At 29.5% G+C, this 16,372-nt stretch carries 15 protein-coding genes; 6 read left to right on the forward strand and 9 right to left on the reverse strand.

Annotated elements, in window-relative coordinates:
- Positions 1 to 30 precede the first annotated feature (30 nt).
- The 6 genes from RT575_RS13105 (at position 31) to RT575_RS13130 (ending at position 6,818) form a co-directional block, all read left to right on the forward strand.
- Entirely contained in the window at positions 31 to 882 is an 852-nt protein-coding gene (locus tag RT575_RS13105; RefSeq protein WP_313581434.1) for a carboxylesterase family protein, read from the forward strand.
- A 132-nt stretch (positions 883 to 1,014) separates the two neighbouring features.
- The gene (locus tag RT575_RS13110; RefSeq protein ID WP_313386255.1) at positions 1,015 to 2,457 is read left to right on the forward strand and encodes an MFS transporter; all 1,443 of its coding nucleotides are present in this window, start codon (positions 1,015 to 1,017) and stop codon (positions 2,455 to 2,457) included.
- Positions 2,458 to 2,743: 286 nt separating this feature from the next.
- Positions 2,744 to 4,960 (forward strand): catalase/peroxidase HPI, encoded by a 2,217-nt coding sequence (gene katG / locus RT575_RS13115; protein ID WP_313581436.1) that lies wholly within the window; start codon positions 2,744 to 2,746, stop codon positions 4,958 to 4,960.
- Positions 4,961 to 5,098: 138 nt separating this feature from the next.
- Entirely contained in the window at positions 5,099 to 5,629 is a 531-nt protein-coding gene (locus RT575_RS13120) for a hypothetical protein (protein ID WP_313581438.1), read from the forward strand.
- A gap of 139 nt (positions 5,630 to 5,768) precedes the next feature.
- A complete protein-coding gene (locus RT575_RS13125; RefSeq protein WP_313386253.1) occupies positions 5,769 to 6,155 on the forward strand; it encodes a VOC family protein in 387 nt (128 codons plus the stop codon).
- A 24-nt stretch (positions 6,156 to 6,179) separates the two neighbouring features.
- Entirely contained in the window at positions 6,180 to 6,818 is a 639-nt protein-coding gene (locus tag RT575_RS13130; protein ID WP_313581440.1) for a hypothetical protein, read from the forward strand.
- Between the two features lie 143 nt (positions 6,819 to 6,961).
- Here RT575_RS13130 and RT575_RS13135 read toward each other — a convergent pair whose 3' ends face one another.
- The 9 genes from RT575_RS13135 to RT575_RS13175 all read right to left on the reverse strand — a co-directional run bounded on the left by RT575_RS13135 (position 6,962) and on the right by RT575_RS13175 (position 16,305).
- Positions 6,962 to 7,300, reverse strand: a complete 339-nt coding sequence (locus RT575_RS13135) for a cupin domain-containing protein (RefSeq protein ID WP_313386251.1) — start codon at positions 7,298 to 7,300, stop codon at positions 6,962 to 6,964.
- Between the two features lie 6 nt (positions 7,301 to 7,306).
- Positions 7,307 to 8,047, reverse strand: a complete 741-nt coding sequence (locus RT575_RS13140) for a rhamnogalacturonan acetylesterase (protein ID WP_313581442.1) — start codon at positions 8,045 to 8,047, stop codon at positions 7,307 to 7,309.
- Positions 8,048 to 8,122: 75 nt separating this feature from the next.
- Positions 8,123 to 9,088 carry a pectinesterase family protein gene (locus RT575_RS13145; RefSeq protein ID WP_313581444.1) on the reverse strand — a complete coding sequence of 322 codons (966 nt, stop codon included), beginning with the start codon at positions 9,086 to 9,088 and terminating at the stop codon, positions 8,123 to 8,125.
- A 1-nt stretch (position 9,089) separates the two neighbouring features.
- Entirely contained in the window at positions 9,090 to 9,995 is a 906-nt protein-coding gene (locus RT575_RS13150) for an alpha/beta hydrolase (protein WP_313581446.1), read from the reverse strand.
- The gene (locus tag RT575_RS13155; protein WP_313581448.1) at positions 9,982 to 11,649 is read right to left on the reverse strand and encodes a glycoside hydrolase family 28 protein; all 1,668 of its coding nucleotides are present in this window, start codon (positions 11,647 to 11,649) and stop codon (positions 9,982 to 9,984) included. The genes RT575_RS13150 and RT575_RS13155 overlap by 14 nt, the downstream gene beginning before the upstream one ends.
- A 3-nt stretch (positions 11,650 to 11,652) precedes the next feature.
- Positions 11,653 to 12,465 carry a rhamnogalacturonan acetylesterase gene (locus RT575_RS13160; protein ID WP_313581450.1) on the reverse strand — a complete coding sequence of 271 codons (813 nt, stop codon included), beginning with the start codon at positions 12,463 to 12,465 and terminating at the stop codon, positions 11,653 to 11,655.
- 2 nt (positions 12,466 to 12,467) lie between these two features.
- Complete coding sequence (locus RT575_RS13165) at positions 12,468 to 14,084, reverse strand: glycoside hydrolase 43 family protein (protein ID WP_313581452.1); 1,617 nt, start codon at positions 14,082 to 14,084, stop codon at positions 12,468 to 12,470.
- A gap of 2 nt (positions 14,085 to 14,086) precedes the next feature.
- Positions 14,087 to 15,301, reverse strand: coding sequence for a glycoside hydrolase family 88 protein (locus RT575_RS13170; protein WP_313581454.1), 1,215 nt, complete (start codon positions 15,299 to 15,301; stop codon positions 14,087 to 14,089).
- 11 nt (positions 15,302 to 15,312) lie between these two features.
- Complete coding sequence (locus tag RT575_RS13175) at positions 15,313 to 16,305, reverse strand: DUF4861 family protein (RefSeq protein WP_313581456.1); 993 nt, start codon at positions 16,303 to 16,305, stop codon at positions 15,313 to 15,315.
- Positions 16,306 to 16,372 lie beyond the last annotated feature (67 nt).

Raw genomic sequence — 16,372 nt, forward strand, 5'->3', positions numbered from 1 at the left:
AAGCATTTAAAAAAAAATAAAAAAAATAAGATGAAGTATTTAGGAATTTTATTATTGATGATAAGCTATGTTTATGGACAAAAAACAGTAGTTTATGACAAAAAAAATAATTTAGCTTTTGATATTTATTATCCTAATAATTATAAAGAAAATAAAACTCAAAACGTATTTGCTTGGGTCCATGGTGGAGGTTTCTCTGGAGGTAATAGAGCTGATAAAGAAGAGGTTGAAAGAATGAAAGATGCACAAAACAGAGGTTTTGTAGCTGTTTCTATATCATACCGATTATTAGCAAATACAGCTGCCGGTTTTGGTTGTGATTTACCAAAGCAAGAAAAATCAATGATTTTTAAAGAAGCATCTTTTGATGTACTTAATGCACTACAATACATAACTAAGAATCAAAAAGAATTAAATATTTCAATTAATAAATTAATTCTAGGAGGGAGTAGTGCAGGAGCCGAAGCAATTCTTAATGCTTATTATTTAAGAGATTTATGGTTTGGTAATCAATTTAATGATATTAAGATAGATGGTTTAGTTAGTTACGCTGGAGCGATTGTAAACGATCGTTATGTTACAAAATCTACTATTATTCCTACAGTTTATATTCATGGATTAAGTGATGACGTAGTTCCAGCAAATAAAGCACCTCATCGTAGTTGTTTAGACAATCAGCCAGGTTTTTTTCCACTTACAGGAGATCAAGTTTTAGATAATTTAAGTAGAAAATATCAACAAGCATCACTTTCTATATTTTCTACTTCAGGAAAACATGAATGGTCAGGGTTAAAAAAAGAATACTTGCCGCAAGTGTTTGATTTTATAAATCAATCAGTTATTAATTCAAGTAAAGAAAATAAACAGATTAATATTGATTAGTTTCATTAAAATCAAAAATTAATATTATAATTTCAGTAAAAAAGTATTTGTAAAGTAAGATTTAAATCAACTATATTTATGCCATAATTACTGATGTATTTATTACAATATATAAAACAATTCAACAAAAAAATGAGTCAAACAAAAAATACAAATTGGGGACAATTTATTCCATTAGTTACAGTTTTTTTCTTTTGGGGATTTATAGCTGCAAGTAATGATATTTTAATCCCTGTATTCAAAAAAGCATTTGATTTGTCACAAGGACAAAGTCAATTCGTATCTTTAGCTTTTTATATCGCCTATACGGTAGGATCAATTATATATATGATTGTATCTCTTATTATGGGAAAAGATTTAATTAATAAATTAGGTTATAAAAATAGTTTATCACTTGGTTTACTAATCTCAGCATTAGGAACATTATTATTTATTCCTGCAGCAAATTTAGAATCATATCCTTTAATGTTATCAGGATTGTTTACAGTAGCACTTGGTTTCTCTTTGCAACAAACAGTTGCTAATCCTTTAGCAATAGCATTAGGTGATCCTAAAACGGGTTCTCAACGTTTAACATTAGCAGGAGGTATTAATAATTTAGGAACAACAATAGGACCTTTAATTGTTGCTTATGCAATTTTCGGAAGTGCAACAGAGCCTAGTTCTGATTTAAGCGTTGATAGTGTTAAAATTCCATATTTATGTTTGGGGGTTGCATTTTTACTAGTTGCTATTTTCCTTAAATTTTCATCATTACCTAGTCATCCTGAGCAAGAAGAAGAAAATGAAGATACTGTAAATGTTGTAAAAGATAGATCATCAGCGTTAAAATATCCTCAATTAATTTTAGGAATGATTGCAATTTTCTTATATGTAGGAGTTGAGGTTTCTACAGCTAGTAACCTTCCTGATTATATGCAAAAAGAGTTAGGGTTTACTATTTCTCAAGTAGCTCCATACGTATCACTTTATTGGGCTAGTATGATGATTGGTCGATGGGGTGGTGCAGCAGAAGCATTTGGTTTAGATAAAACTAAGACATTAATTTTAAAATTTGTTGCTCCTTATTTAGCTTTCGGTATTTTCTTATTAGTTAATAAAATTGCTGGACATGATTTAAAACCTTTTTATTTTTATGCCGTTTTCATCTTAGCATTAATTATAGCTGATATTTCAACAAAAGGTAATCCAGCCAAAATGGTATTAACTTTTTCAATAATAGGAATTATTGCATTATTAGTTGGAATGAATACAAGTGGATTAGTAAGTGTTTATGCAATTACTAGTGTTGGTTTATTTTGTAGTACACTATGGCCAGGGATCTTTGCTTTAGCAATTAAAGGTCTGGGTAAAAATACATCTCAAGGAAGTAGTTTTTTAATCATGATGATTATGGGAGGAGGTGTAATGAGTTATTTACAAGGATTGTTAGCTGATGCAACAACGATTCATTTTAGTTATGTTACAGGAATAATTTGTTTTTCTTATTTAGTTTTTTATGCTATAATATCACCAATAGTATTGAAAAAACAAGGTATTCATTTAAGTGAAGTTAAATCTGAAGGAGGACATTAAAATTTGTTTTTAAATAAATCATAAAAGGCACAATAGAATTTTCTATTGTGCCTTTTCTTGTTTTTTATGATTCTAAATTTATTAAAAAATAGTTATAATTTATGATATATTGTTGATAATAAGTGTTTTTTCAATATATTCATATTATAAACATAAAATTAAAAATGATTTATTATAATAAATTTTTCTTATAATTTTATAGTGTAATAAGATTTAAAATCTATGATTTAAGAAAATTTAATTAAGACATTTACAAAAAATAAAAGACAATTTAAATAATAAAACTATGGAAAACTTAGAAGGAGATATTTCAAAATGTCCATTTCATAACGGAACTATGAATAAACCAGTTGCTGGAGAAGGTACTAATAATAATGAGTGGTGGCCAAATCAATTACGAGTTGATATATTGAGACAACATTCTTCTTTGTCTGATCCTATGGGACAAGAATTTGATTATGCAAAAGAATTTCAGTCTTTAGATTTAGAAGCTGTTAAAAATGATTTAAAACAGTTAATGATAGATTCACAAGATTGGTGGCCAGCAGATTTTGGTAATTATGGACCATTATTTATACGTATGGCTTGGCATAGTGCAGGAACATATCGTATACAAGATGGTAGAGGAGGAGCTGGACAAGGACAACAACGTTTTGCACCTTTAAATTCATGGCCAGATAATGTTGGTTTAGATAAGGCTAGACGTTTATTATGGCCAATTAAACAAAAATATGGTAAAAAAATATCTTGGGCAGATTTATTAATTTTAACAGGTAACATGGCACTTGAATCGATGGGCTTCAAGACAATAGGTTTTGCAGGTGGTCGTGAAGATGTTTGGGAGCCAGATATGGATGTATATTGGGGATCAGAAAAAACATGGTTAGAAGAAAGTGGAGGGCCAAATAGTAGATATTCTGGCGATCGTGAATTAGAAAATCCTCTAGCTGCTGTAGAAATGGGATTAATTTATGTTAATCCAGAAGGACCAGATAAAAATCCAGATCCAATTTTAGCAGCTAAAGACATTCGTGATACTTTTGCTCGAATGGCAATGAATGATGAAGAAACAGTAGCATTAATTGCTGGAGGACATACATTCGGAAAAACTCATGGTGCTGGTCCTGCTGATCTTGTAGGAAAAGAACCAGAAGCTGCAGGTTTAGAAGAACAAGGTTTAGGATGGAAAAGTGCATATAAATCAGGAAAAGGAGGCGATGCAATAGGATCAGGATTAGAAGTTACATGGACACAAAGACCAACTGAATGGACAAATCTTTTCTTTGAAAATTTATTTGGATTCGAATGGAAATTGACTAAAAGTCCAGCAGGTGCTCATCAATGGGAAGCTATAGATGCCCCAGATAACGTTCCTTTAGCAGCAGATATGTCTCAAAAGCAAAAACCTAGAATGCTTACAACAGATTTGTCTTTGAGATTTGATCCTGAATACGAAAAAATATCAAGAAGATTTTATGAAAATCCAGATCAATTTGCAGATGCTTTTGCAAAAGCATGGTTTAAATTAACGCATAGAGATATGGGGCCTCATGATAGATATTTGGGACCAGATGTTCCAAAAGAGATTTTTATATGGCAAGATCCAATTCCATCAACTGATCATGAATTAATTAATGAAACTGACATTGCTATTTTAAAAGAAAAATTATTAAATGTAGGTTTATCTATTTCTGAGCTTGTATCGACAGCTTGGGCTTCTGCCTCAACATTTAGAGGATCAGATAAAAGAGGGGGAGCAAATGGATCAAGAATTCGTTTGGAACCAATGAGAAATTGGGAAGTAAATAATCCTGTTCAATTAAATAAAGTATTAACTATTTTAGAAAAAATACAAAATGAATTTAATGCTACAGGAAAATTTGTGTCATTGGCTGATTTAATAGTACTTGGTGGTGCTGCAGCTATAGAAAAAGCAGCAAAACAAGCTGGAAATAATATAAAAGTTCCATTTACACCAGGTAGAATGGATGCTTCTCAAGAAGAAACAGATAGTGATGCAATAGCTTATTTAGAGCCTAAAGGTGATGGTTTCCGTAATTATAGAAAAGCAACTAATCTTTCAGTTTCTACAGAGGAAATTTTAATTGATAAAGCTCAATTATTAAATCTTACATCTCCTCAATTAACAGTTCTATTAGGAGGTATGAGAGCTTTAAATACAAATTATGATGGCTCAAAACATGGTATTTTTACAAGAAGACCAGAACAATTAACAAATGATTTCTTTGTTAATTTATTAGATATGAATACTGAATGGAAAGCCATGGATGAGCGTAAAGAAGTTTATTTAGGAACAGATCGTACAACAGGACAACCAAAATGGACTGCAACTCGTGCAGATTTAGTTTTTGGTTCTAATTCTGAATTACGTGCTGTTGCAGAAGTTTATGCAAGTGCTGATGCACAAGAAAAATTTGTAAATGATTTTGTTGCTGCATGGAATAAAGTTATGAATGCAGATCGTTTTGATATCAAAAAATAATTAATTATACTATAATAAAAAAAGATGCTAATCATTTGATTAGCATTTTTTTTATTTGAATTACAGTTTTCCCTAAAAAAATAGGTTTTATTATGATAATCAATCAATCAATTGATATAATTTAGAAAAATAATTTTTATGAAAGGGTTTAAGAATATAAAAGGAAAAGTAGTAGAAAGATTATTTCTTATTATTTGGCCTCCTTGGGGAGAAAAGCAACAATCTGATTTAGATATTTCTTTTGGTTTTGTATTCAGAGAAGAGTCTAATTATTTATATATAATAAGTATTGATAAGGACGAATTATGGTCTCCTTTTATCTATATAGAAACTATTCCTGTAAATAGATATTCTTGGTTAGATTTTTATCCAAGAATAAATATGTGGATGAATGCAAAAAATGAAAATATGATCATAGATAAAGAATATTATGAGGTTACAAAGTCTGACCTTTTTAATAATATTTTGTTTAATAAAATTGAAGATATAGAGCTTTTGAAAGTAACGAATATTCCAGAACCATTTGGAGTAAAATTGATTTTTAAAGATGATTATATTATATCGATCCCAAATTGGGATGGAAACACAGTGGAATCAAAGCATTTCAATAAAAATCATACTATAGAGATTTTTAGTGATTTAGGTGATATAGTTTACATCAAAATATAAATCTTTATTTATAAAAATAATTGTTATCAATAAGTTATAAAAGACTATTGTTGCTGATAATTTTTTACATTGTGTGATTTTTTATTAAAATAGAAAGTATTATTTTCAATATTTATAAAAATCCTTACATTTAACTAAAATGAAAATAGAAAAATTACATCATATTGCAATTATTTGTTCTGATTACGAAAAATCAAAATATTTTTATACAGAAATTTTGGGTTTCAAAATAGAACAGGAAGTTTACAGAAAGGAGAGAGAATCTTATAAACTTGATCTTTCGTTGAATGGACAATATTTAATAGAACTTTTTTCGTTTCCTACTTCTCCAGACAGATTAACACGTCCAGAAGCTGTAGGATTAAGACATATTGCTTTTGCAGTAAAAGATATTGAGAAAGAAGTCTCATTCTTAACATCAAAAAAGATAACAACAGAACCTATTCGGATAGATGAATTTACAAATAAAAAGTTTACCTTTTTTTCTGATCCAGATCATCTACCAATAGAAATCTACGAATTATAACTGAAAATAAAATTATTGATAAAAATGAATATAAAAGATGTTTTTAATTCTACAGTTGATGGAATTAGCGATTTGCTTATAGAAGAACATAATTTTATTTGTAATAAAAGTAAGAAAGAATTCAAACGCTTGAATAATAATGTTCTTCATATTATTCGCTTTTTTTATCATAAAAAAGATAATAAAATTTATTTAAGACTTGAAATAATTATAAAGCTTTTAGATATAGAACATATATATAAATCAGTCACAACGATTGATGGAAGACCATATTTAACGTTAGGTAATGATTTTTTAATCTTAAGAAATAAAAAAGATGATTTTGATTATAAAAAAAATCCTACAACATATTGGTTAATTGAAAATTCAAATGATTTAGAAAATTTCATTTTTAATTTTAAATCTAATTTTGAGGAAATTATATTACCATATTTTAATGAAAATTCAACTATTGAAAGAGTAGATTATTTACTCAATAGTCATCCTTTAAAAATGTCAATTCATAATTATATATATCCCTTAAGAGCAAACATTGGAATAATTGCTGCAAAATTAAATAATAATCAAAATTTTAATGATTTAATTAAAATTTATGAGAAAGAATTAGATGAGGCTGAAGAAAATTATAAAAATGAATTTTTTAAACTTATAAGTATATTGTAATATTCCGAAAAAAAAGTGTTTGTTATAGAACTGATTAACCAGTAAAAGCAAACATGTAAATGTTGCTTTTGCTGGGTACTTTGAGATAACAACTCGGGAGATGAGCAACATATTTGTTGCATTTTGATCAAAAATAATCTCTTTTATTTTATAAAATCTTCGCGATAGGGAGCAAAAGAATCAATTAAGATTCCTTCTTCTAAACATACAACACCATGTATTATATTGGGTTGAGCAAAGAATCCATCACCTTTTTTTAAAATTTTAGTTTCGTTGTTATTTGTTACTTCGAAAACTCCTTCGGCAACATAAGTAATTTGTGAATGAAAATGTTGATGTAGAGAGCCAATAGCTTCTTTATCAAATTTTACAATAACCATCATCACTTGGGAATTATAACCCAAGATTTGTCGACGAACTCCGTTACCTAAATCCTCCCAATTAGAGTTTCCATCAAAAAATAAATCTTTTTTATAATTCATGGTTATCTATTTTTTTATAAATTTTTCTAAACCAATGTTTAATTTACTTAGTTGTTTTGTAGCTTTTTCTGCAGTTAATGTTGCTCCTAGTTTAGATAGATGTGTATCGTCATTTTTTCCTTTTGGATAATAACTTTTTTCATTTGGAGGAAGATGTAAATAAAGTTCTTTTGATTTTTCTGGACCATAAGAAAGTACAATTTCTTCTGTCTCTTGTTGCATATCTACAAAAGGTACATCTAAATCTTTTGCAACCATACGTACTATGATAGGATATAGATTGTGTGTGTCTATTAAAACTCCATTTTCATTAAAGTTTCTGCGAACAATAGAAGTCATAAGAATAGGAGTAGCCCCTTTTTCTCGTGTTTCTTTTACATATCTTTCTAAGTTAGCACGATATTGAGTTGCTGGATTTGTAAAACGCTCAGGATCTTCAAATTTTTGATCGTTGTGCCCAAATTGAATAATTACATAATCTCCTTTTTTTAGTTGTTTATAAACTTTATTCCAACGACCTTCTGTTCTAAAACTTTTCGAACTTCGACCATTTGTTGCATGATTTTGAATACTAATAGTATTAGTCATTAACGTTGGTAAAATTTGTCCCCAACCATGTTCTGGGTTTTTATCTGGATCTTTCTTATCTGCCATTGTAGAGTCGCCTACAAGAAAAAGGGTTGGTTTTTGTGCTTGTAAAAATGTAAGCAAGCAAATGAATATTGTAGTTAAATATATTTTTTTCATGATTTGTTTTTTTATTCTTTGATAAGCTAAGAATGATATTTTAATATAAATTATATTGTATTTTTTAATTTAAGTTTATTGAGGAATCCATCCTCTGAAAATTTTTTCGATGGTATAATTTTTTAAATCTTTTTGTTTTAATTGATGTGACCATTTTACTCGCTGAGAAATGTTAGCACCTTTTCCTTTACTACCAAACTCAGCATAATATGCAGTTTTTTCTTTATCGGGGAACATTTTATCTCCAGACCATTCATTCCAACCTTGTGGTAAAATATGATTATCCATTTCTGTATTGATGAAAACTGTTTTTGCATAAGGTCGCCATGGTCTACCAAGATATACTTTATCAATATTTTCTTTTGCAGTTAATGTACAATCGAAAAATACATATCCATATGGATTATTTTTATCTGTTGCTGCAGCTGTAATAAAGGAATTGGCTAAACTTTTTATGATACAATTTTTGAAGATAGCTGTCGCCTGTCCAAAAATAAAGTCCGTTGTTCCTTCTATATAGCAATTTTCATAATATTGTCTACTGTTGTTTGTTGCAGTATATAAAGTATCTTGACACCCCAATAAACGGAGATTTTTTCCAATAAATTTATCTCCTTCTACATGTAAAGCAACAGCTTGTCCTTTCTCGCAATGTGTATTTTGAATAGTTAGGTTTTCTATTTTTGTGTTTTCACCATTTACTAAGACTGTATAGGATGTAAATGTGGTCATTTTTTGATTGGTAAATAAATCTATTTTTCCTGAAAAATCTGAGTTTGTAATAATTGTTTTTTCTGAATTTTCACCTTTTAAAGTAAGTTGATGTTTATTAGAAGGTATAATGATTTTCTCTTTGTAAATTCCATTTTTTATGATAATTATTGCTTCCGATGGACCTAAATCTCTAGTAGAGTTAATGGCTTCTTGAATAGATATGAAATCTGATTTGCCATCTTGTGAAACAGTAATTGTTATATAAGGTTCTTTTCCAAAAAGAAATGAGAAAATAAAAATAAAGCTACAAAAAAGAAATTTTTTCATATTATTTAAAGATTTTATTTAAAAATTTTACTGTAAAATCTAATGTTTCATCAAACCAAGGTTCTAATAACCAAAAAGAGTGCGGAGTGTTTTTTATTTCGTGCATTTCTGTATAAATGTTATAATGATTGAGAAGTTTCATCATATCATCTCTACCAGCATGAAATCTTGGTTGCGAACTATTAATAAATAGAGTAGGAGGAGTATGTTTATTAACATATTCTAATGGAGATGCTTCTTTCCAAAGAGAAAGATTTTTTTCTTTCCAATTTCCTAACCAATAGGCTGCATACTGTCCTTCTTCTGCTTCTGGATGAACAAATGATACAATTCCATCAACATTTATAATTGCTTTTATTTTTTTTGATTTTACACCAACTAAAGTAGCTAATTGAGCACCAGCTGAAGCTCCTAGAATTGCTATTTTTTTGGGATTAATAGCATATTCTTTTTTATTGTTTATTAAATAATTTATTGCTTGGTCGATGTCTTTTATTGGAGCTGGGTATTTTGCTATGTCAGCTAAACGATAGTTAATAGTCATAGCAACAAAACCATTTTTAGCTAATTGTTGTGCCATGTATTTCTGATTTTCTTTACTTCCAGAAATCCATCCTCCACCATGAATTAATATAATTGCAGGATAATTATTGTTTTGATTTTTTGGTGAGTAAATATCTGCTTTTAATTGCAATGTATCTATTGTTTTATAAATAACATTTTCTTTTGCGATAATAGTAGCAGGGAATTCTTTTTTTAAGGGTTTGATAAAAGGAAATTCCTTTTTTAATTTTTCATAAGTAGTTTCTATGGTATAAGGCGAAGCCTTTGGTCGTTCAACTTGACCAAAGGCTATAACCATAAAAAGGGAAAATATGAAAAAATAATAAATTCTATTTGATTGCATTTTTATTTGCTGTTTTAGAAATAGAAATACGTTTTTTATCTACGTTTTTAGGAGCTTTAACATTTGTTGTTTTACTTCCCATAACTTGAATAATAGGATTAGAATTTGTTGTTTCAAATTCTACGTTACTTAAATCTACATTTTTACTATTGTATATTGTAGCTCCGTTTCCTTCTGAATAAGTAAATTTTACATTTTTTAATTCAACACCATCAGCATCAATAATGTTTAATGCTTTTTTAGTATCAAAAGTTGAATTTTCTACTTTGATGTTTTGTATGTTCATTTCATTTAATCCACCGATATAAAGGGCTTCATTTGATGAAACAACATTGATGTTTTTGAAGAATATATTTTTCATAACAGGAGTTTCTTCTGTTACAGGAATTGCTTTTTCTGTACGTTTTTCATCATCAGCATTTTGGTCTTCTTCTACAATAGGAGAATTACCTTCGTAAAACATATTAAAACCAATTGCTTGTGCAGGAATATTTATCATTTCTACATCAGAAATAAAAATATTTTCGATAACACCACCACGACCTCTTGTTGTTTTGAAACGTAACCCAATATCTGTTCCAATAAAAGTAGCACCAGATACATGAATGTTACGAACACCACTAGACATTTCACTACCAACAACAAAACCACCATGAGCATGGTAAACAGTATTATTTTTTATGATTACATTTTCTGTAGGCATAGCTCTGTCTCTACCATCTTTGTCTTTTCCAGATTTTATACAGATAGCATCATCACCAACATCAAAAGTGTTGTTGTAAATTAATACATTTTTACATGATTCTAAATCTAATCCATCTCCATTTTGTGAATACCAAGGATTACGAACATTTAAGTTACGGATAATTATATTTGAACTCATAAGAGGATGAATATTCCATGCAGGAGAATTTTGGAATGTAGGTCCATCTAATAAAACACGATCAGAGTTTACAATACTAACCATTACAGGACGTAAAAAGTCATGAACTTTTTCATATTCAGCTTCTGTAATTTTATCAGGAACATTGAAATTAGAACTTAATTTATAACCCAATTTTGAACTTTCTGAAGGAAACCATATTTTTTTGTCATCAGATAAAACACCACCAGAAGCAACTAAGTTTTTCCATTGCCCATCTGTCATTTTACCTTTTTTTACATATCGCCAAGCATCACCATTACCATCAATAGTTCCATTTCCTGTAATTGCAATGTTTTGTGCGTTTTTAGCAGAAATAGGAGAAACAGTACGAATAGTATTTAAACCTTCGAAACTTGTTTTTGTAAGTGGATAATCACTAAAGTCTTTACTAAATATAAGTAAGGCTCCATCAGCCAGATGTAAGTTAATATTACTTTTAAGTTCAATAGGTCCTGTTAACCAAATTCCTCTTGGAATAACAACAGTACCTCCACCTTTGTTGCTTGTTTCGGAAATTGCTTTGTTAATGGCATTTGTATTTTTAATTTTACCACCAGCCTTGGCTCCAAATTCTGTAATTTGTACTGAATAATTTTTGAAGCTCGTTTCTTTTACTCGTGGCATATTAAATTCAATTCCTTTGTAGATGTTTTCATCTACCTGTGCATTCATTTGCGATGAACATCCTAGAGTTATCGCTAAGGCAATTAGTTTAAAATATTTCCTCATTTTTTAATGTGTTGTATTGTTAATGATTTTTTTTAATTCTGTAAAAACTAAAGCAGCAACTGCTTTTGCACCTTCAATTTGAAAATGTGTATTATCTTTTTGTCCATTTGGATAAGCAACATATTTGTTAGCTCCAAAATTCATAAAGTAAATGTCTGTAACGTATTTTTCTCCTTTTTTTGAGAAAAAATTCATCGATATTGTATTTAGATCTAAAAATGGAACATTCATTTCTTTTGCTACTTCTTCTGCAGCTTTTGGATATTCCCCATGAACATTTTCTAATTTTCCATTTTTCCAAGGATAGTTTCTTGCCACAGGACTCAAAATAATAGGAAATGCTCCCTTTAGTCTTGTTTGTGAAACATATAAACGTAAGAATTCTTTGTAACCTTCTATATTTACATAACGTTCTTGTTTGTTTTCTGCACTATCATTATGACCAAATTGAATTAATACATAATCATTTGGCGTTAGATTATCATAGACTTCTCGCCATCTCCCTTCTTGAAAAAAAGTACGTGTACTTCTTCCTCCTTTGGCTTTATCTTTTATAGAGACTTGTTTATTTTTTAGTGATTTGATATCATTTAAACTATCTTTTACAAAAAATGGTTGAAATTCTTGACCCCAGCCAGCAATAGGATAGCGAGATTTCATATAATCTTTTCCAGGATCATAATCTCCAGTGTAATCTGCTACTGTAGAATCTCCTATTAAATAGATAGAAACATTATTGTTTTGTTTGTTTTGTGCTAAGGCAATGAAACTAACAAAAAGTAGTAATAGACTTGATATGTTGAATTTATTTTTCATTTTTATTTGTTATTAGTCATTCTGAAATAATCAAAATCTGCATAACCTCCACGTTTAGTTTCTTTGGAACTAATACTATATAATCCAACTTTAGCTCCAATCCATTTCCCTGGTTTGGCTTGAAATGTAGAACCTATATCTGTATATTTTTTTCCATTTTCACTATAACTAAATTGGCAAATACCATTTGGCTCAATAACCTTTACTTGTAAATATACTTCGTTACTCTTAAGTTTTGTTTCAAATAATATTTTTTCTACATTATTTTTCTCTGCTTTTTCAGCATTAATCAATTGTATATAATACCCATCTGGTTTATTTGTAATAACAATAGCTTGATAATCTGTTCCCATGATTAGTAATCCAGCTGTTTTTCCATAATTAGCATCCTCAGGTACTAACTTAACTTTTGTAGATGCTGTGAAGTTAGGTGAAGGAAATTTTTGAGTTAACAAATTGGGTACATTCCATAAATTATTTGAATTTTCTGGGGTTTTTATAGAGAATAAACGTAAGAAATTCTGATTTTGTAATTTACTGTACCAGATTATATTGGGGTTTGCACTCCATTGCCATTGTAAACCAATATCTTTCCCATCAAATTCATCTGTTTCTGGAGGATTAATAATAGGACTCTTTTTAGTAACAGTAGGTTTTTTATAGGTTAATACAGGTTCTCCAATACCATTTTTATCATTGTCTATACCCATAAATGGCCAATCATTTATCCATTTCATTGGTTGTAAGTGAACGATTCTTCCTCCAGCATCAACATCCTGAAAATGATAAAACCAATCTTCGCCTGTTCCACTGTCTACCCATGCACCTTGATGAGGTCCATTGATTGGTGTTTTTCCTTGTTCTAGTACTATTTTTTCATCGTAAGGGCCGTAAATATTTTTTGACCTTAAAACTAACTGCCAACCAGTTGCTACGCCACCAGCAGGAGCAAAAATGTAATAATATCCATTTCTTTTATATACTTTAGGTCCTTCTACAGTAGGGTGATGCTCGTGTCCATCAAAAATGTGAGTACCTTTGTCAATGACTTTTGTTCCATCAGGAGTCATTTTTTTTATTGTTAATAAACTTTTTACACCAGCTCTACTACCTGCCCAACCATGAACAATATATGCATCTCCATTATCGTCCCAAAATGGACAAGCATCAATCAATCCTTTCCCTTCTTCAACCAAAATAGGATCATCCCATTTTCCAAAGGGATCTTTAGTTTTTACCATGTAAATTCCAAAATCGGGATCACCCCAATAAATATAATATTCATTGTTATGAAAGCGAATGCTTGGAGCCCAAACACCATCGCCACGTTTTACAGTAGAAAAATGATTTTTTGGAAAAACTTCTGGTAATGCATAGTTTACTAGCTTCCAATTTACCATGTCATTTGAATGGAGTATTGGTAAACCTGGAGCTTCATTGAAGCTGGAAGCAGTCATAAAAAAATCACTTCCAACTCGAATGGCATCAGGATCTGAATAATCTGCATATAGAATAGGATTTCTATATGTTCCATTTCCTAAATCGGCTATCCAAGTTTGGGCTTTAGATACTTGAAAGGTTAATAAAAATGATGATATTATAAAAAATATTTTTTTCATGTTTATCGATTTAATTCTAAAGATGCTTTTATAAAAGGTCCAGTTCCTTTAGGATCATTTGCACGTATAGGTTCATTGACATAATAATCGAAGGAACCATCTCGGTATGGATTACCTCCTAAACCAGCAACAGAGCAACATTTTTCTAAGTTTACAATACCATTTTTATCAACTTTGATAAATTCTTTAAGAATTCCTTCGTATCCTTTTTTAGCATTTTTTAAGTATTTTTTAGGTAAATAACCTTTATTTACACCTTTTGCAAGTGTATAAACAAACATAGAAGAACCTGTGGCTTCTAGGTAATTTCCTTTTTTATCTCCTAAATCTAATACTTGATACCAAGTACCAGATTTATCTTGAACTTTTACAATTGCTTCTGCATAATTATTTAGGTAATTAATCAATTTTTGACGACCAGGATGTTCATTAGGTAAATAATCTAGTACATCTACTATTGCCATTCCATACCATCCCATAGCACGAGACCAAAAATGTTGAGATAAGCCGGTTTCTTTATTAGCCCAAGCTTGTTCTTTACTCTCGTCCCAACCATGATAGTACAATCCAGTTTTTGAATCACGATTATACTTTTCAATTAAATCAAATTGTAAAACTATTTTATCAAATGATTTTTTAGCTTTATTATCAGTTTCGAATATTGCTGCATATTTTGCATGAAATGGTTCAGCCATATAAGCTCCATCTAACCAAATTTGATAAGGATAAATTTGTTTATGCCAATAACCACCTTCTGAGGTTGTTGGTTGTTCTGCTAATTGTTTGTCTAAAGTATCAATTGCTATTTTAAAACGATTTTCTTTTGTTTTTTCATATAAATCAATAGTTACGTCACCAGTTCTAATCATGTCCAAATTATAATTTTTGAATTTATAAGTTTGTATAACACCATCTTTATCAATCATTCTATTTGCAAAATCATAGATATAATTATAGATGTTTTGATTATTTGTTTGTTCATAAACTTTATACATTGCGTCTAAAACAACACCATTTGTATAACTCCAGCGAGGTTTCTTTTGAAAATCTAGGAGAGTAGGATCCGGAAAACGAATAGTTTCTGAAATAGCCATTCTCTCAGACCATTTTAATTTGGGATTTACTAAAATTTCTGTACTATTTTTTGTTTGGCTAGAACACGATATTCCTATGAATAAGGCTAGTGTATTAATTGTATAAGAAATAATTGACTTCATGTATATGGCTATTATAAACGATTATTTTTTTGTAATTGAGTTAATTTTACATTTAAGTCATTGTAAAATTCTTTTTCATTTTTTATACCATTAGGTTCTTGTTCCCATGCTGCTAAAATATAATATGAGATACCTTTTGTTGTCGGTTTAAAAACTATTAAATGATCATGCTGTCCATCAACAATATTTTCTACTTCAGAAGTTTTATAGAAAATAGCCATACCAAGTAAATCTGTTTTACTTACTAATGTTTGTGCACCATAAGTTGCTATATAGCCCCAAGATCCATCTTCACTTTTCTTTTGTTGTAAAGGGATTTCTTTAAATTTAACGATTCCTGTACATAATCCATTTGTATTGACAGATGTTTTTAGTTCAAATTTAGAGAAACGATCATAAGGAAATATAGACACATTAGCTTTTATATCAGTAGTGTGATTTTCAGTTTTCCATTCAGTATAATTAATTTCATATCCAGAAGATTTTTTTCCATTATTTACTTTGACATGTGTGTCTTTTACATCATTGAAATGAGCAACTGTTCCATTCACTAAACGACCAAAACCACCAATTCCTAAAGCTTTTCCAGATTTTAATATATCTTGTCCCCATGGTTGAGGGTTATGATAAGAATCAAATCCATCTTGCCCAACTTCTTTTAAAACTGAATTTTTCACTTTTTTACCATAGATATCTACAGCATTTCTCCAGTCTAAATATAAACGAAATGCAACGTTTTGATTTTCCCATCCAGGACCTTCATAACGAATGTCAAAAGAATGATCTGTATGTTGCGGATCTAAAGTTAATTCTTGTACATTTTTAAAAGTACCTCCTACATATTCTTTGTGTCCTCTTTTTCCATCTACCCATTCACCACCTTCTTTAACAGATATTTCGGCATATGTTAGACCTTTTTGTCCATCAATTGTAGATTGATTTTGTTTACTGCAAGAAAAAATAGCAATTGAGGCAAATAGAATTGAATATTTAAAATTTTTCATGATTATAATATTTTTTATGGTTTTTAAAAGTTTTTTAAAAGATGTCCTCTTTTACAAGGACACCTTA

This window comes from Chishuiella sp., from assembly GCF_032109125.1.
Taxonomy (GTDB): domain Bacteria; phylum Bacteroidota; class Bacteroidia; order Flavobacteriales; family Weeksellaceae; genus Empedobacter.